This window comes from Corynebacterium sp. MSK218, assembly GCF_030232655.1.
Classification (GTDB): domain Bacteria; phylum Actinomycetota; class Actinomycetes; order Mycobacteriales; family Mycobacteriaceae; genus Corynebacterium.
Window position 1 is genome coordinate 16,270 of the sequence record NZ_JASPGN010000006.1, and the last position, 16,323, is coordinate 32,592.

Annotated in this window: 18 protein-coding genes; 10 read left to right on the plus strand and 8 right to left on the minus strand. The window is 63.1% G+C overall.

What is annotated here, in order from left to right; all coding sequences use genetic code 11:
* Positions 1-46: 46 nt before the first annotated feature.
* Positions 47-1,237 (minus strand): S1 family peptidase, encoded by a 1,191-nt coding sequence (locus QP922_RS06060; protein ID WP_070672611.1) that lies wholly within the window; start codon positions 1,235-1,237, stop codon positions 47-49.
* A 189-nt stretch (positions 1,238-1,426) separates the two neighbouring features.
* On the opposite strand from QP922_RS06060, the gene QP922_RS06065 reads away from it, so the two are divergent.
* Positions 1,427-1,855 (plus strand): NUDIX hydrolase, encoded by a 429-nt coding sequence (locus QP922_RS06065; RefSeq protein ID WP_284808368.1) that lies wholly within the window; start codon positions 1,427-1,429, stop codon positions 1,853-1,855.
* 92 nt (positions 1,856-1,947) lie between these two features.
* On the opposite strand, the gene QP922_RS06070 is transcribed toward QP922_RS06065, so the two are convergent.
* The 3 genes from QP922_RS06070 to QP922_RS06080 all read right to left on the minus strand — a co-directional run bounded on the left by QP922_RS06070 (position 1,948) and on the right by QP922_RS06080 (position 3,496).
* Positions 1,948-2,340, minus strand: coding sequence for an ABC transporter substrate-binding protein (locus tag QP922_RS06070; RefSeq protein ID WP_502869589.1), 393 nt, complete (start codon positions 2,338-2,340; stop codon positions 1,948-1,950).
* A 103-nt stretch (positions 2,341-2,443) separates the two neighbouring features.
* Positions 2,444-3,160: an ABC transporter substrate-binding protein gene (locus QP922_RS06075; RefSeq protein WP_246817083.1), complete on the minus strand. Its 717-nt coding sequence runs from the start codon at positions 3,158-3,160 to the stop codon at positions 2,444-2,446.
* Between the two features lie 183 nt (positions 3,161-3,343).
* The gene (locus tag QP922_RS06080) at positions 3,344-3,496 is read right to left on the minus strand and encodes a hypothetical protein (RefSeq protein WP_284808370.1); all 153 of its coding nucleotides are present in this window, start codon (positions 3,494-3,496) and stop codon (positions 3,344-3,346) included.
* Between the two features lie 126 nt (positions 3,497-3,622).
* Between QP922_RS06080 and QP922_RS06085 the strand changes: the two genes are divergently transcribed.
* The 7 genes from QP922_RS06085 (at position 3,623) to QP922_RS06115 (ending at position 9,603) form a co-directional block, all read left to right on the plus strand.
* Positions 3,623-4,726 (plus strand): FecCD family ABC transporter permease, encoded by a 1,104-nt coding sequence (locus tag QP922_RS06085; protein WP_284808371.1) that lies wholly within the window; start codon positions 3,623-3,625, stop codon positions 4,724-4,726.
* Positions 4,726-5,769, plus strand: coding sequence for a FecCD family ABC transporter permease (locus QP922_RS06090; RefSeq protein WP_070672621.1), 1,044 nt, complete (start codon positions 4,726-4,728; stop codon positions 5,767-5,769). Before QP922_RS06085 ends, QP922_RS06090 begins: the two co-directional genes overlap by 1 nt.
* Positions 5,770-5,775: 6 nt before the next feature.
* A complete protein-coding gene (locus tag QP922_RS06095) occupies positions 5,776-6,687 on the plus strand; it encodes an ABC transporter substrate-binding protein (RefSeq protein ID WP_070672623.1) in 912 nt (303 codons plus the stop codon).
* Positions 6,687-7,469 (plus strand): ABC transporter ATP-binding protein, encoded by a 783-nt coding sequence (locus QP922_RS06100; RefSeq protein WP_070672626.1) that lies wholly within the window; start codon positions 6,687-6,689, stop codon positions 7,467-7,469. The genes QP922_RS06095 and QP922_RS06100 overlap by 1 nt, the downstream gene beginning before the upstream one ends.
* A gap of 196 nt (positions 7,470-7,665) precedes the next feature.
* Positions 7,666-8,322 carry a DUF4232 domain-containing protein gene (locus QP922_RS06105; RefSeq protein ID WP_070672629.1) on the plus strand — a complete coding sequence of 219 codons (657 nt, stop codon included), beginning with the start codon at positions 7,666-7,668 and terminating at the stop codon, positions 8,320-8,322.
* A 102-nt stretch (positions 8,323-8,424) separates the two neighbouring features.
* Positions 8,425-8,946: a hypothetical protein gene (locus QP922_RS06110; protein WP_284808373.1), complete on the plus strand. Its 522-nt coding sequence runs from the start codon at positions 8,425-8,427 to the stop codon at positions 8,944-8,946.
* 120 nt (positions 8,947-9,066) lie between these two features.
* The gene (locus tag QP922_RS06115) at positions 9,067-9,603 is read left to right on the plus strand and encodes a hypothetical protein (protein WP_284808375.1); all 537 of its coding nucleotides are present in this window, start codon (positions 9,067-9,069) and stop codon (positions 9,601-9,603) included.
* Here QP922_RS06115 and QP922_RS06120 read toward each other — a convergent pair.
* The 3 genes from QP922_RS06120 to QP922_RS06130 all read right to left on the minus strand — a co-directional run bounded on the left by QP922_RS06120 (position 9,600) and on the right by QP922_RS06130 (position 13,928).
* On the minus strand, positions 9,600-9,986 hold the full coding sequence (locus QP922_RS06120; RefSeq protein ID WP_070672633.1) for a hypothetical protein: 387 nt from the start codon (positions 9,984-9,986) through the stop codon (positions 9,600-9,602). The genes QP922_RS06115 and QP922_RS06120 overlap by 4 nt on opposite strands.
* A gap of 366 nt (positions 9,987-10,352) precedes the next feature.
* The gene (locus QP922_RS06125) at positions 10,353-12,449 is read right to left on the minus strand and encodes a siderophore-interacting protein (protein ID WP_284808379.1); all 2,097 of its coding nucleotides are present in this window, start codon (positions 12,447-12,449) and stop codon (positions 10,353-10,355) included.
* Positions 12,450-12,920: 471 nt separating this feature from the next.
* On the minus strand, positions 12,921-13,928 hold the full coding sequence (locus tag QP922_RS06130; RefSeq protein WP_070672636.1) for an ABC transporter substrate-binding protein: 1,008 nt from the start codon (positions 13,926-13,928) through the stop codon (positions 12,921-12,923).
* Positions 13,929-14,240: 312 nt separating this feature from the next.
* Here QP922_RS06130 and QP922_RS06135 point away from each other — a divergent pair, with 312 nt between their 5' ends.
* Positions 14,241-14,549, plus strand: coding sequence for a hypothetical protein (locus QP922_RS06135; RefSeq protein WP_284808382.1), 309 nt, complete (start codon positions 14,241-14,243; stop codon positions 14,547-14,549).
* 7 nt (positions 14,550-14,556) lie between these two features.
* On the opposite strand, the gene QP922_RS06140 is transcribed toward QP922_RS06135, so the two are convergent.
* Positions 14,557-15,762, minus strand: coding sequence for a DUF418 domain-containing protein (locus QP922_RS06140; protein ID WP_284808383.1), 1,206 nt, complete (start codon positions 15,760-15,762; stop codon positions 14,557-14,559).
* 59 nt (positions 15,763-15,821) lie between these two features.
* Between QP922_RS06140 and QP922_RS06145 the strand changes: the two genes are divergently transcribed.
* Positions 15,822-16,268 carry a DUF1990 family protein gene (locus QP922_RS06145; RefSeq protein ID WP_284808384.1) on the plus strand — a complete coding sequence of 149 codons (447 nt, stop codon included), beginning with the start codon at positions 15,822-15,824 and terminating at the stop codon, positions 16,266-16,268.
* Positions 16,269-16,323: the final 55 nt, after the last annotated feature.

The window sequence follows — 16,323 nt, forward strand, 5'->3', positions numbered from 1 at the left end:
CCCAGATCTTTAACGATCTGGGGCACAATTTGTTAGAAACGTACTTTTAATCTTCCGGAAGCGTGAAACCGGAACCGACCTCACCGCGGCGGTTGAGATCCGCGATGATGGCATCGGTGTTAGAAACGACCGTCGGGTTGTGCAGCGCTCCCTGCCACGGAGTGCGGCAGGACGGCAGGCCCGGGAACAGTCCACGGGAGATAGAACCGACGACGCGACCGTCACGGAAAACCGGCGCGCCAGAGTCACCCACCATGGCGCAAACCTGGTTGACGGAGATCTCCTTGCCGTGCTGGAAGGTCATACCGCAGGTGGTACCAGTGGCAACGCCACGCTTGCAGGCAACTTCGCCCGGCTGTGCCGCGCCGCCGACACCGTGGGCGGTCACGCCGTTGTAGCTGCGGGTTACCTCAGCCTTGGAACCGAACTCAATGACCGAGTAGTCCAGGTAGGTGTTCTTGCTCACCAGGGTGCCGGTGGGGCCAACCTGCCAGGAGTCCGCCGACGACACAGGATCCCCCACGTTGCCGCAGTGACCAGCGGTGATGCCTACCTTGCGGCCTTCAGCATCGGTACCTGCTGCAGTCAACGTGCACATCGTGTCCTCGCTGATATACAGCGGGGTGCCCGGACCATACAGGGATTTGCCCTCTGTCATCGCAGTGTTGGATTCTTCCGGGATCTGCGGTGCATCGTAGAAGGACCCCGGCACGCGGTGCAGGATGTAGTCTGCCTGTGGCTTGCCCGCAGCAAGTTTGGAGAACGAGTCGTTCTTCCACACGTAGTTTGGATCCGTGCCCTTCGGCACGAAGTCCGGCTGCGTAGCCTCCTGCAGCAGCCCAATCGGCTCCGGGTTGGTCAGCGGGTCACCCGTGATGGCATCAGCACCGGTATAGGCGGGAGCCTCCGGGAAAGCCGGCACCTGTGCCTGGTCCGCAACCTGGCGTGCTACTGGAGAGTTCGCCGCGGACGCCACTGCTGCGGAAGCATCCTGAGCCGCCTGAGCAGCGGCGCCATTGACGGCGGTATCGAGAGCGTCGGTAAGTTCGGCATCAACCGGCTTGGTCTCAATACCCACAGACGCCAAATCCGCTCGCACCTGGTCCACGATGTCCGCCGAATCTAGCTCCGGGATGGTGGGAAGTTCCTGGGCGCCGGCCGCCGGGTTGCCCAGGAAAAACGCACCTGCGAAAGCCGAGCCCACAAGGACTTTCTTAAGGTGCGGGATTTTTCGCATTACGCAATTCCTCTTTCACTTCTTCTCGTATTGGTCTATAAGACCTACCCATGATGGCACGCCCACTGTGGCGTGTGTTTCAACCGCGTGGGACTGTGTCCAACCCGTTACATTACTGACAGCTTTCGGGTGCCCCCTCTCTTCTTTCACCACAGTCCCCCTACCCCCGCCCAGACCTACAATGGAGGTATGTCTGAGAACCCCACCTCGCCATCATCAGCTGCAGACATTTCGGAAATTGTCGCCATTGTACTGCGTGATACTCACGGCCGAGTTCTTGTCATTCGCGCTACGTCCACCCCAGAATTCGTCCTGCCTTTCGGCTCCATTGACACCACCATCGATCCCGCCCGCGCGGCCCAGCTCATCGCCCATGAGGCCGTGCGTGCTGTGATTGATATGTCGAAATTGCGTCGCCTCGCCACCTACGTATCGTCGGCTGCCAACGGTGCACCAGAGACCATCCACGCGCACGTCTATGTCTACGAAGAAGAAATCTCCGTCGCACATCCCGACAAGGAGATTGCTGAGCTCGCGTGGGTCGATCCCGCCGCCCCGGACGTCACTATCGCGCCATTACTTAGGGAGAGGGTATTCCCCGCCCTGCAGGAACTCTAGGACCATAACGTCTAGACTCCCCACCATTTTTACGCAGCGACTACTCCCCGTTCTCACCGCCGATTCCCTTGCCCTTACACTGGCCGGCTGCGTCACCGACGACAGCACTGATGGCACGCTTTCCGCTGTCTCCCCCACCACTCAAGCTGGGTGGAGCGATCCGTCAGCCAGTTGTCTGCGCCCTCCGGGATGCCCACGACCGGCGCGATGGCCGACAGTGTGTCGTAGCGCTCTTGATCGCCCGAGGAACGAACGCCGAGGATGAGGATAAGGTCCGGCTGCACGCCGAGCGAGAGCGCCACCTCGGCGTCGCCGCAGACCAGGGCCACGACGCGCCGCGGGGCCTCGTCAATGGTGACGTCGCCGAACTTGGTGGAGATGGTGGCCGGGAATGCCGCGTTGTCCGAGTTGGAGGCGGAGGCCGCGCTCGAGGAGCAGGCGGCCAGGCCGAGGGTGAGCACAGCGACGACGCCGAACACGCGCACGGAGGCAGGTTCACGAGAGGTACCTGTATAGAAAGGAAACGATGTGCCGCGTAGCTTGGCCTTGCCCATCTCCCATGCGCGAATTACCGGCAGGCTAGGACTGCTACACAGGAACGATATCCTCCAGCAGCGGCACCAGCTCGTCCAAGGCGTAGTTGGTGGCCTCGGCTGTCACGAGCGAGAAAGCCTGCGAAAGCTCCTTCGGCATGACGATGGCGCGCCCCTCGCGGACCGCGGGCAAGCCCATCCACGCCGGGTCCGTCTCCACCGTGGAGATGTCCGTGGACACGGCCTGCGCAATGACGACATCCGAGTCCGCGTTGGACAGGGTCTCCCCCGAGAGCGGGACCGAGATATTCTTCGCGGACGCCGACTGCGACTTCACCCAGGGGTTGAGCGAGAAGCCGAGCTCGATGAGCTGATCTGCGCGGTTGGTGCCGTCGTTGTAGGCACCCCACGTCGTGGCCGTGCGGCCGAGAACGGCGAAGGTCGTGCCCGACCACTCCGGATGATCCGCGGCGATGCCCGAGATGCGCTCCTGCAACTGCTCGATCTGCTCCTGCGCCTCCGCAGGCTTGCCCAAAGCGGCGCCGATCATGGTGAGCTGCTCGTCACGCGACGTCTTATACTTGTCGCCGCCCACCGAGACGCCGATGACCGGCGCGATGGCGGAGAGCATGTCGTAACGCTCCTGGTCACCGGACGAGCGCACGTCGAGGATGAGGTCGGGCTCGAGCGCCGCCACCGCCTCGTAATTCACGTCGGTCGTGCCGAGGATCTCCGGCGACTGCGTGTAGCCGTGTTCTACCCAGGGGCCCACGCCGTCGCCACCGAAGGAGAGCCAGTCGGCCGCGGCGATGGGCTCGACGCCCAGCTATAACGCCACCTCCGCATCACCCCACCCCAGGGCCACCACGCGCCGCGGGGCCTCCTCGACGGTGACGTCACCGAACTTGGTGGCCACTGTGACCGGATAGGCCGCGGCGTCGCCGTCAGCCGATGCCTACTGCGCCAACGATGCCGACGATGCCGCCACCGAGTTGTCGGCCGCACCGGAATCGGGGTCCGACGAGCATGCGGCCGCACCCCAGCCGACAAGGGCGAGCGACAGGAATACCGCGGCCGAGCGACGAGTGCGGGAATTCCGCAGAGGCATAAAAGACCTGTCGAATTGAGAAAAGATAGCCTAACCAACATTAGGTGAACCTATCTCAAGCCGACGAACCTCCAGCAAGGAAAGACAATTCACGTATATCGGCGAAATAAGGCTAACCTTACCTACATGACATCGACGACTCTGCCGACACCGGCCGTGGGCACCCCGCGCGCCGCGGGCCACAGCAGACGACTCCTCGGCCTAGCCCTCCTCGTGGCCGCACTCGTCGCCCTCGTCTTCGCCAGCCTGGCACTGGGCGCCAAGGCGACCTCCATCTCAGAGCTCACCCAGGCCTGGCCCACCGCCTGGGAGATCCTGCGCGGGCGCACCGACACCGCCCAGGCCGCCGGCACCGTGGGCAGCAGCGTCGCCGAGATCGCCGGAATCCTTGCCACCATGCGCATCCCGCGCACCGTGCTCGCCATCGTCGTCGGAGCTGCGCTCGGACTAGCCGGCACACTCGTGCAAGGTCTGACCCGCAACCCGCTCGCGGACCCTGGCCTACTCGGCGTCAATGCGGGCGCCGCACTCTTCGTCGCGGCTGGCATCTTCCTCTTCGGGCTGACGTCCATGCAGTCGCACCTTTTCCTCGCCTTCCTCGGCGCGGGCCTGGCGGCGCTGCTCGTCTTCGGGCTCTCCGCCGGCGGCATCGGTCGCGGCGACACCCTGGGCCTCGTCCTCGCGGGTTCCGCCCTGTCCGCCGTCCTCGCGGCGGCCACGTCGGCCATCGTCTACATCGATCCCAACGCGCTCGACACTCTCCGCTTCTGGCAAGCGGGGTCCGTCACCGGACGCGGCTTCGACATCATCACCCCTGCGCTCGTGCCGCTCGCCATCGGCGCGGTACTAGCGCTGGCGCTGGGCCCGACGCTCAACATCCTCAATCTGGGCGCGGAGGCCGCGCAGGCGCTGGGCACCAACGTTGCCCGCGCCAATATCCTGGGCTTCGTGGCCATCACCCTGCTGGCCGGCGCGGCCACGGCAGCCGCGGGCCCCATCGGCTTCATCGGTCTCGTGGTGCCCCACGTCGCCCGCGGCATCACCGGCCCGGACTACAAGTGGGTGACCCCCTACTCCGCGCTGGCGGGCGCCTGCCTGTTGCTCGGCGCCGACATCGTGGGCCGCCTCATCATGCGCCCCGGCGAGCTCCAGGCGGGCATCGTCATCGCGCTGCTCGGCGGGCCGGCGTTTATCTGGCTCGTCCGGCACCGAACGGTGGTGAGCCTGTAATGAAGCACCTCAGCTTCGGAAAGTTCAGCTTCCTCTACCACCCGCGCACGCAAGCCTGGACCGCGGCCATCGTGGTCGCGAGCGCGCTCGTGTGGGTCATCAGCCTCGGCACCGGCGAGTTCCCCCTTAACCCCGCCGAGGTCATCGGTGTTCTGGCGGGCGGCGGAAACAAGCTCGAGCGCACCGTCGTCATCGACTGGCGTCTGGCCCGCTCGCTCGTGGGTCTAGCCGTCGGCGCCGCGCTGGGGCTCTCCGGCGCCATCACGCAGCGCATCGCCCGCAACGGCCTGGCCAGCCCGGACATCCTGGGCATCAACCAGGGCGCCACCGTGGCGGCCGTGGCCATCATGGTCTTCGGAGGATCTGCCGGGGCCGGCGGGGCGTTCGGCGCCTACGTCGGCATCCCGCTCGCCGCCATGGCCGGCGGTCTCGCCACCGGCGCAGCCATCTGGATGCTGTCCCGGCGCGGCGGGGTGGATATGTTCCGCCTCGTCCTCGTGGGCATCGGCGGCAACGCCTTCCTCCACGCCCTGGTCACGTACATGTTGGCCGCCACAGATCTCAACACCGCGGCCGCGGCCAAGGTGTGGATGGTCGGCTCGCTCAACGGCGGCACCTTCGAGCACCTATGGCCCACCCTGGGCATGCTCGTGGTGTGTGGCCTAGTGCTAGCCCGCATCGCCATCGATCTGCCCGCGCTGGAGCTCGGCGAGGATTCCGCCCAAGCCCTCGGCGCCCCCTTGAAGAAGATCAACGCGGCACTGCTCATCGTCTCAGTTCTACTGGCCGCGGTGACCGTCTCCGCCGTGGGCCCGGTGGGCTTCGTGGCCTTCGTCGCCCCGCAGATCTCCGCGCGCCTGGCGCGGGTCGGGGCGCCGCCCCTGGGGGCATCGGCGGCCATGGGCGCACTCATCGTGTGCGTGTCCGACCTCATCGCCCGCTGTGCCTTCGGCTGGGAGATCCCGGTGGGCATCATCACGTCGGTCATCGGCGGACCTTTCCTCATCTGGCTGCTCTGGCAGCAAACTCGAACACGAAAGTAGACGACCATGCAACGACGTAACTTCCTCAAGATCACCGCTGGCCTCGGCGTCGCCGCCTTCGCTGCGGCCTGCTCCAAACAGGAGACTGCGCCGATCGAGCAGGCGGCCACCTCCGCGGCATCGTCCAGCGCCGCCGAGCAGCACCAGCGCGTGATCGCGCTCAACACCGGCCAGCTGGACAACCTCCTCATGCTGCGCATTCTCCCGGTGGGCGCGGCCAAGGCCAAGAACCTGGGCGTCGTCCCGGACTACATCCGCAACCGCTTCGGCTCCGACTTCGATCTGGACTCCATCGCGGACTGCGGCCTACGCGCCAACCCGGATCTTGAGACCATCGCCTCCCTGAAGCCCACCCTCATCTGCGCTAACTCGCGTACGGACGAGGCCATCCTGGAGCAGCTCAAGGCCATCGCGCCTGTCGTCACCGGTAAGGGCGGCGGCGAGAACTGGAAGCAGGACCTCCTCACCATCGCCGAGGCCGTGGGCAAGAAGGACTCCGCCGAGACCCTCCTGGCCGAGTACGAGTCCAACGCCAAAGCCTGGGGCGAGGGCCTATCCTCCAAGCCCACCGTCTCCTTCCTGCGTTCCAAGGACGACCAGTTCCAGCTCTACGGGGTCAACTCCATGGCGGGCTCCGTGGCCGCCGATGCCGGCCTGCCCCGCCCCGCCAACCAAAAGCAGATTGAGAAGGCTGGCCAGGACATCTCCGCCGAGCAGCTCTCCGAGGCCGACGCCGACTGGATCTTCTACGGCGTCAACGCCGGCGCCGCCGACCCCTCGCAGGCCGCCACGTGGCACTCTCTCAAGGCAGTGCAGGCCAACCAGGCCGTGTCCGTGGACTACGAGTCCTGGTACATGAACGCGTCCCTGCTCTCGGCCACCATCATCCTCCAGGGTCTGAAGGACAACATCAAGTAATGAACGCTCGACTTTCCGCGCACTCCGTCTCCGTCGGTTATGGCGATACCGTCATCAGCCGCGACGTCACACTCGACATCCCCGACGGCCAGGTCACCACGCTCATCGGCGCCAACGGCTGCGGCAAGTCGACCCTCCTGCGCGGCCTGTCCCACTTGCTCCCACTGTCGGCGGGCTCCGTCACCCTCGACGGGAAGAAGCTGGGTGACTACTCCTCCCGGGAGCTAGCCACGCGCTTGTCGATGCTCCCCCAGTCCCCCATCACCCCTGCCGGCGTCACCGTCGCAGACCTCGTGGCCCGCGGCAGGCACCCGCACCAGTCCTGGCTGCAGCAGTGGTCCGCCTCCCACTCCGCCGCCGTGGACGAGGCCATGGCGCTCACCAACGTCTTTCAGCTGCGCGACCGCCCCGTGGGCTCCCTGTCCGGCGGCCAGCGCCAGCGCGTGTGGATAGCCATGGTCCTGGCTCAGGACACCGACATCGTCTTCCTCGACGAGCCCACCACCTACCTGGACCTGGCGCACTCCATCGACGTCCTCGAGCTCGTCTCCACGCTCAATAAGGAACAGGGCAAGACCATCGTCATGGTGCTCCACGATCTCAACCTAGCCGCCCGCTACTCGGACAACCTCGTCCTCATGAAGGACGGCTCCGTCACGGCCCTGGGCTCGCCCGAGTCCACCATCACGCCGCAGGCCCTGCGCGACGTCTTCGGCCTGGACTCCCGCGTCATCGAGGACCCCGTCACCGGCGGGCCGCTCATCGTGCCGGAGCGCCCATAGGCCCCGTCGTTCCCTGCGTTTTTCGATCATGGGAAAGGCGGCGGGAGTTCATCATGTTCACACTTTCAGTCACAGGACGGCTACTGCACACTGTGTGACACATTCTGCGAATCGTTGCTCATTGCTAACAAAGACTTAACAGACTCGTGACCAGTAATCTCTAGTCCCCGTCGTGCTGTGAAACTACCCTGTGGGTATGAAGAATCTGCGCGCACTCCTGTCCCTCAGCCTGCTGCTGCCACTCGCCGCATGCTCCGCCGGCGAGGAGGACTCTGCGGCACCGTCGGCAGTCACGACCACCGTCGTTCACTCGGCCGACGCCCCTGCGGGTGACGATGCCGCCGACGACGTTGCTTCCGGGGCCGCTCCCGGCGCGTCCGGCACCGCACCAGCCCCAGCATCCTCCACTATCCCGCCCTTGCCCGAGGGCGCCTGCGCCACCTCCCAGCTCTCCGCCGAGATCACCAACGAACAGGGAGCCGCTGGCTCCCGACTCGTCGACATCGTGCTGACCAATACCTCTGACGAGGAGTGCACCCTCACGGGCTTCCCCGGCGTCTCCGCCGTCACCGGCAACGACGGCACTCAAGTAGGCCCCGCCGCGCTGCGTGAGACCGGCACCGAAGCTGCCACCGTGACGCTGGCGCCAGGGGCCCAGGCCCGCGCGGGGCTCAAGATCACCAACGTGGGATTGCTCGACGCGGCGGCCTGCCAACCGCAGGACGCCGATGGCCTGCGGATCTATCCGCCCGAAAACACCGACAGCCTCTATGTCGCAGTACCGGGCCTGCAGGCCTGCGCGGGCGAGGTCGACATCTTGTCTGTCCAGCCCATCACTCAGCTCTCCCCGTAAATCATTTCGATCTCCTAACAATTTCCAGCCGGTGATAGAACTCGGCTTCGCGCTTCGTTAGTCTCGGCCACGAGTTCGCCCCTCGGACGAAGGACATACACCATGACCACTCTCCCTGTCCTCCTGCCCCAACGCACCGCGCGTGCCGCAGTAGCGGCGGCATCAGTAGCCGCGCTCGTTGCGTCCTGCTCCCTCCCCGACACCCGGCGCGATGCAGCCCCGTCGGAATCCGCAGTGGCAGCTGACTCGACCACGGCGACCGAGTCTGCCTCCAACCCAACAGCGACCTCGAGCACTTCCTCACGCGCGACTCGCAGCAGCACCACCCCAGCTACGTCGAGCAGGGCGGCATCGACACGCAACTGGCCCGTATCCTTGGCCGAAGAAAACTGCGACCCGAACGCCGGAGTCGCCGACACCGGAGTCGGCGAATTCGTAGACAAAGGCGAAGCACCAACGGCCATCGTTCATTTCCTGTCGACGGAGGAGCCTGAACGCGGAGCACCTCTCAAAGACTTCAAGGTCACCCAAGATTCTTTCGATGCGTGCGAGCCCCTGAGCTACATCATTGCCTCCGGCAACTACGAGGGCGAACAAGTGGTCTTCCCCATCGTTTTCAACTGAGGCCACCCGCTCAATGACAGCAATGGTTACTTCTCCGGCGACGGCTTCGACTTCGCCATTGGCAGCGACTCCGTAAGTTTCACTACGAGCGATACTCCCGCACATGAGGCAGGCAAGCCAGTGAGCGTGACATTTACCGCGATGGACTTCGGAGCACTCAAGACCGAGCTCAACGCAGAAGACAAACACCACATCGGAATCGACCTCACCCATCTGAGCGACGCCGTCGATCCCGCCGACCTCGACGAGTTCTACGAATTCGACACCAATAGCGGCCCCGTCCGCTGCCGCTTCTCCATCAGCGAAAGTGAATGCGGCTTCATCGACGGCGATTTTTCCCCCGCGGAAGCCATGAACGGACCAAGCAACTACTTCCTCAAAACCCATGGCGAAACGGAAGTCGACCTTGCCACCTTCAGAGACGACTCCAAGGACTTCCTGTCCGACAAGAAATTTGAAAAGGTCGGCGACGGCACTTACGAGGCCGGCACCTTGGGTCACCTCATCCAGGCGGAGCTCAAAGACGGCACTCTGACCCTTTACTTCCCCGACGGCGCCTACGTCTTTGAGGACGGCGTCCTCGACTTCTTCAGCGAGGATGACCTGGAGGCGGGTACCATGCGCTCGGCGGCAACGTCCTCTGCCCGCGCGGATTAGCCCCCGATGTCGCGCAAGTAACGGGCCGACACCCCGCCCGCAATAGTGCGCAGCGCGACGTCCTTGGTCACCACCGTGCCCGCGGCCACGACCGCATGCTCCCCTTTGTGGATGCCACCTTGATCCTGGAAACGCGCGCCCGAGTTGATGACAACGTTTTCCCGATGTGCGTGTTGCTGCCAAACAGGCTGGATACCTAGCGCGAGCAAGGTATCGCCGTCTCCTAGGCCAACTGCGGCGATGCGCTCGTTCCCATTTCCCTCAATATTTGACGCCGAGGAATCCTCGCCTCGGGAGCAACCGGAAAGGACGAGAGTGGATGCTGCTAAGACAGCGGCCGTCTTCATTGCCGCGCGACGGGTCAGCGAATTGTTTCGAAACATACAGAAGCCTAACGTGTAGGGAGCTCATTGGGGTGCGCTGAAGGCCATCGGACGCACGGGGTGTTGATCGATCCTCGAGCGCGCGTCAATCACGTCTACCGCGTCTACCCCGCATGGGGCAGCCTAACTAGATAAAGGATAGGCTAAGTTAATTATTTTGGGGGGTGTGTGGCTGCCGATATGGAGGCAGCTCAGCCGCTAGGGGCCAGCCGACAGGCGCTCCCAGCCGAAGGGGTGGGACCCCAGCCGATAGGAAGGCTCCCAGCGGAAAGGGGGATCCCGGCCGACAGGGGGCACTTTAGAAACGGTTTAGCAAACCACCGAACGTCCGCCGCTCCTCCACACGCTTCGCCCGACCACAGGCAGTTACCTACCTCCCCTCCCCACCTCGAACAGCTGGGCACTCCACCCCACCGCCTGCTTCGAACGCACTACCGCCCCCACGGCAGCCAGGTGCTTCGCAATCACACGGGCCGTGGGCAGCTGCGATCCATACAGAACGAGGCGTGATAAATCTTCCTGGTAGTCATGATCCTCGGCCCCGCTTTCCTGCAACACTGGGGTCACCAGGAACAGCTGCGCCCCAGAACGTAGTACGGCAGCTACCAGCTGCTGCAACTCTATAGTTGGCCAACGTCGCCACGGATCAACCAGCACCACAGCATCTACCTGCTCACACAAAGTAGCCACTGTGCCAGCCCAATCCGCCCGGCGCGCATCCCCACCGCTACGCCCAACCGTTGGAGCGTGCAGTGCACTATAGCGAGCACGATCCCGGCGGCGTGGAGCAATATCGCGCAGCATAACCTCCTCCGCGCTGGCCCCAGGCTCCGTCATCGCTGCAGTTGCTGCGCCTACTGAGATCCTTGCGTCATCCTCTGCCTCCGAAAACGACCCCAACACCACGGCGTTTGCCTGCGGTATCTTACGTAGAATCTCATCCGCATACACCGCTGCGGCCGGACCTCCCACCGCGCATCGAAGCGAGCCAGCATCCTGTCGCGCTAGTAGCTTGCTGCTCAGAATCTCCGCTGCGGCCGGGGCCGACCACTGAGCACTGGAGGCCGCCTGTTCGTGTTCCTCCACGGCCAGTTGTGGCTGGGTTTGCACAATGTAGTCCCAGCGGTGCTCGCCGGTATCAGCCGGATTCTGCAGTGCCTGCCCTAGCCGGCCAAGTGCTGCGGTCTTGGCGGCCGCCGGCCCGGTAATCCAATCCCTTACTGGAGAATCCGGGTTTGCCAACTCGCTGCCCAGCGCAGTGAGGCCGATTCGAACCGCCCGTTGGTCCGCCACATCCTCCGATGAGCTATCCAGTGCTACATCCGCCGACAACGTCACTAACCCCACTGCCTCCAGGTAACGCGCAATCCGGAGAGCCAGCTCCTGCTGCACGCCAGTTGCTTCGGCCAGTTGATCCACTCGATCCGCGCCCTCATCAATCAGGCCGAAAATCCCCATCCCTACGGCTTGGCGCACCAGAATCGCCGACCCCATTTCGGTGAGTTCATGCAGCTCAACCAGCGCATTACGGTAGCTCGTCACAGCCCCTGTCTCCGCCCCCTCACTGTCGCCCTGCGACGGAGTGCCCGTAACCTGCCCCGCACTCTCAGCCTGCGTAGCCGTCGCCCCTGCTTCCGATTGCGCCGGTGCCATTGCGCGCCAGTACCCCGTAATCTCCACGTTTTCCCGCGGAATCCCCAGAGCTCGAACCCAGCGTCGGATCGCCTTCAATCGCCCGGCCTCTCCCGCAGCCCATACATAGGGCATCGCAGCGGGCTCGGCCGCCCACTCTGGGTGTTCTCCGTACAACTCGGTAGCTTTCGCCACGAAGTCCCCGCCCTCGTCTCGCACCTGCCAGTGAATGTCCACCTGTGCTTCGAACTCCAGTCGCTGGACATGTGCCCGCGTGGCTACCTCAATAATCACCACTGCCCTATACCCGGCGGGCAAAGACTCTATACAGCGAGCAATCGCCGGCAGCGCCGTCTCGTCGCCCACCATCAGTAGCCACGGAGTGTGGGTGGGCAGCGCTGCGCAAGACTTCGGCCCTGCGATATACAGGGGATCTCCCGGTCGAGCTCGTGCGGACCAGTCCTCGGCCAGGCCTTGGCCATGCCGCGCGAAGTCTACGACGAGACGGCCCTGGGAGGCGTCGAATGAACGGACGGTATATGTCCGAAACAGTTCTTTGACTTCCTCTTGCCATAGCACCGTCGCGTCCTCCCGTGTGATGGGGTGAGGGCGCTCCCCGGTGGCCGGGTCTGGGAAGATGATGCGGATATCGTCGTCGAAACCATCGCTGACTAGCGGTGGTGCGTCTACGCCGAACGCACTATGGGCGCGTAGTTGTTCGCCCGTCAGAGTAATGCGACGCATCCCTGGTGTGATGTCCTCGATGTCATCGACCTGCAGTTCGCGGATCGTAATGGGGTAGATTTCCCTGTCTCGGCTATTCCTCGCCATGGTCATTCCTTTCTCGTTTCTGAGTTGGCGGTGTGCGGTGAGTCGGTGTGCGTAGGGTCAGTATGTGGGTTGGTTCAGTGGATTGGGACGGTGTGTAGCGGGTCAGTGCGGTGGATCGGCATGCGGTTGGTCGGCATGCGCAGGGTCGATGCCTCTCGCCTCGGGTGCTGGCCAGTCAGCCGAACTCTTGTCCAGCACCGCGGTGCCCACTGCTGAAAACGTTCTTCCAGCCATCGACTTTCACCAGCTGCGCGTGCGTAAGTTCAAGTTCGCTCACCCGCACCGGATACGCCCCCGGACGGCGCCTCCACGCAGCAGCCGGATCCCACTGCGCAGAAGACAAGCAAAGTTCCTTGCGGGTCGGCGGGCGGCAGCGGGGAGGCGAGTGAGCGAACAAGAAAGGGCATAAGAAAACACCCCACGCTGCCACACCGGGCGACACACTCGCGAGGGGTGCTGGAGAAAAAGAGACTAAGAGAGCTTTTTCAAGGTAGGCTTGACCTGCTCCAATACCCATGCACGGGACAGGGAGGTCGGCGTGTTCAGGCCGGCAACCACAGCCTCGTTACCCGCCAGGGTGGCGCCGGACTTGACCTGCGGCAGGTCTGAGTAGCCCGGGATCTTCTCCACCTCCGCGATGTCACCGGTGCGGTTATAGATCACCATGAAGTCCGCAGCCAGGGCGGAGACGTTTTCTGGCGACAGAGTCACGCGCCCCTGCTTTACCTCAATAGAGCCGTCGGTCAGAGGTTCCGGGAATTTCATACCCAGGTCGTAGATGAAAGAGGCTCCTGGGTCCTTCGGGTCGGCCACAGCTCCAAAGGATCCCTGAGCGAACTGGGAGACCACACCGGTCTTACCCTCGATATTCGGCAGCTCGGACTTCGCATCGGAGAAGACCTTCTCATCCTGGTCGATGACTTCTTGAGCTTTATCTTCCTTGTTGAAGATCTTGCTGAGCTCCTTCAGCTGCGACTTCCAGCCGATCCCTTCACCCTCGGTGCCAATACCACCCAGAGTGGGCGCGATCTCGGAGAGCTGTGTGTAGTTATCCTCGGAGATCGTCCAGTAGTCCCCGACGATGAAATCCGGAGCAGCGGCAGCGATCTCTTCCTTCGGCAGAGTCTTGAAATCGGTCTGCTTGATAATCTCCACGCCGTCCAACTTGCCGTCGCGCCACGGGGCATTCATGTCCTTAGCAGACACCACCACGGCGGAGGGCTTGATGCCCATAGCCAGCAGGTTGTCGATGGCTGGACCAATGGCAACGACGCGCTCGGGGTTTACGGGGTATGTGTCTTCCCCCCTGGCGTGCTTGATGGTGACTTCGGAGGCATTATCACCGGAATTCGCTGCGGAGTTTGCGCCTGAGGAAGTATTTTCCGCCTTGCCATCTGTATCGGAGCTGCAGGCTCCCAACATCAGGGTAGTGGAGAGCACGGCGAGACTGAGCGCACGGACAACGATTGAGTTCTTCATCCTGAATGGGTTTCCATTTCACTAAACGAACAAGGTTAGGTAAGGCTACCATCACCCAGGGTAGGCTAACAAGGGTAATCCGAGACTTTTTAACTTAATTTGGATCGGGGAGGGCACGACGATCCAGCTTCCCATTACTGCTCAGCGGCAATGCCTGCAGAGCTGAAGCCATGTCCGACAACAACACGTCCAAACGGCCCCAGCTGAAACATCAACCCCGATTAAGACACCCGCGAGGTTGACAAAATATATCGGAACGCCTCCAAAAATGAAGCCTCGTATATTCCATTACACAGGCCTACAATCGCGGCCATGGAATCGAAGACGCTGACGTCCCTGGTATTTGGAAATGTTGTGTTGGAATCGCAGATGACGAAGACGATTATCGTCGTCTACGCCGACGATATGAGGTCGTGGTACTTCCGGCCAAGCCCGTATACGGAGCTCAAGGTGCCCCTCGATGAGCTGCGGGGGCAGTTAAGTCGGGAGCGTGCTGAGCTTATCTCTGAGCGCATCTTTAACGACGTAAAGTTTGAGCTGGCGGAAAGCTACCCCGGAGGTGTCGACCGCGCGCAGAGGCAGCTTTGTGGCTGGCTCCTGCGCGAGGACCCAGCCGCTTAGACCAACGTCAGGCCGGTGTAGGTGCTGATTTGGGCTCGATGCGGCCCGTTGGACCGTATGCCAACCGGCGATGCGCCCACTCGAACGGGCCGGGATTGCCCGCTGCCTCAAGCAGAGCAGCAAGAAGCAGCGTGAGAACAAAGACCAGCAGACCGATTCCTAACTTGCCGCTTACCGAAGCATCCGCTCCCAGCCCAAAGCCAGCTGGGGTAACCAGAATGATAAAGAAGACCGACTGCGCAATGTAGCCCGACATCGAGCGCTTGCCCAGCGCCACGAAAGCATAGGCCCACCTGGGAACACGGTTGTTGAGTTTCTCCGTGAGCAGTGCCAATATCGCCAGAATGCCAGGACCAGTAAGAAAGCCACAAGCTTGGTTCAGCATGAAGAACACCGGTTCCAGTTCGATTGGCAGGACACCAGCGGCAGCAAGGCCCCACGGAAGACCAACCAAGACGATGACCGCGCCTGCAATGACAACCCAGGTGGTGAGAGTGCGGCGGTGCGCAGCAACATGAGCCAGCACGCCCTCCCTCGCCCAGATGTACCCGATGAGCAAGGCGCCTACTAGCCCCACGAAAGCGACGGGGATCTGCCCCAAGGCAGCAATCTCACCGCGCAGGTTGCGGGCAAAGTAGTCGCCGAAGGTAACAAGGTCAGCGGTCATCGGCCGCGAACTGGGCAGAAGATTCAAGTAGCCAAAGTAAGCAGCCACCGCACCCGAACCGGCGAAAACCGCATAGCCGCCGAAGAACCAGTAGGCGATGCGCCGCAGAGTGCGCGTCGAGAGCGTAAAGCACCACGCCAGAGCGATGCCCATGAGGCCATAGACCAGCATGATGTCGCCGTCGAAAAGCACGAAGCCATGCGCCAGACCAAACAGCGCCAGCAATCCGTAGCGGCGGATGAGCACACGCCGCGATTCTTTAGTGGTGTAGCCTTTGCGCTGCAGGCTGGCCGCAATAAGACCAATGCCGAAACCCAACAGCATGCAAAACATCGCCAGGCCTCGCACACGCACAAACATGCCGGTAAACACCGCGGCCACAATGTCCGGAGTGTTATCGGGGCGCACACCGCCCACGGTGGAGCTGGGCCCCAAGGACCAGTCGTTCACAACCCAACTCTGCACGGCGTTCGCCATGGCAATCCCCAACAGCGCCGTGCCGCGCGCTAAGTCGGGAACGATGAGACGTTGTCGTTTCTCCTGCATACACCCTATTTTACTATTCTCAAGCAACATCTAAGGGCGGTTTGACTAGGCTAAGCCCCATGCCTGAGCCACTGTCCTACTCCTCCACCGAGGGCTTCCCGCAGCTGCACATGTCCCGCGTCATTGATACTGATTTTGACGCCGCGACCGACAAGCTCTTTCGCTGGGGGCTACAGCGCAGCGGCCTTTTTCGGGTTCGCCCCAGCCACGCCATCGTCGAAGAAGGCGCAGAGGTCGGCCTCGGGATGGGGCCTTTCGAATTCCGCTGCCGGGTAGTAGAGGTGTTCAAGGAGCCTGGGCGTTGCGGATTTACGTACGGCACCCTGCCCGGCCACATTGAGCGTGGCGAGGAGACCTTCACCTTAGAACGCCTGCGGGATGGGCGCACGCTGTTGCTTGTCGACGCCTCCTCCCAGCCCGCCCGCTTCACCTTCCTGCGCCCGCTGCTCGATATTCCCCGGCGCGCACTGATCCGGTGGTTCTATCTGCGGGCGTTGGATGACTAAAAGTGGGGGCCACTCCCCTTGCGCCCTCTATTCGACAGCAAGGCTTTCTCCCTGC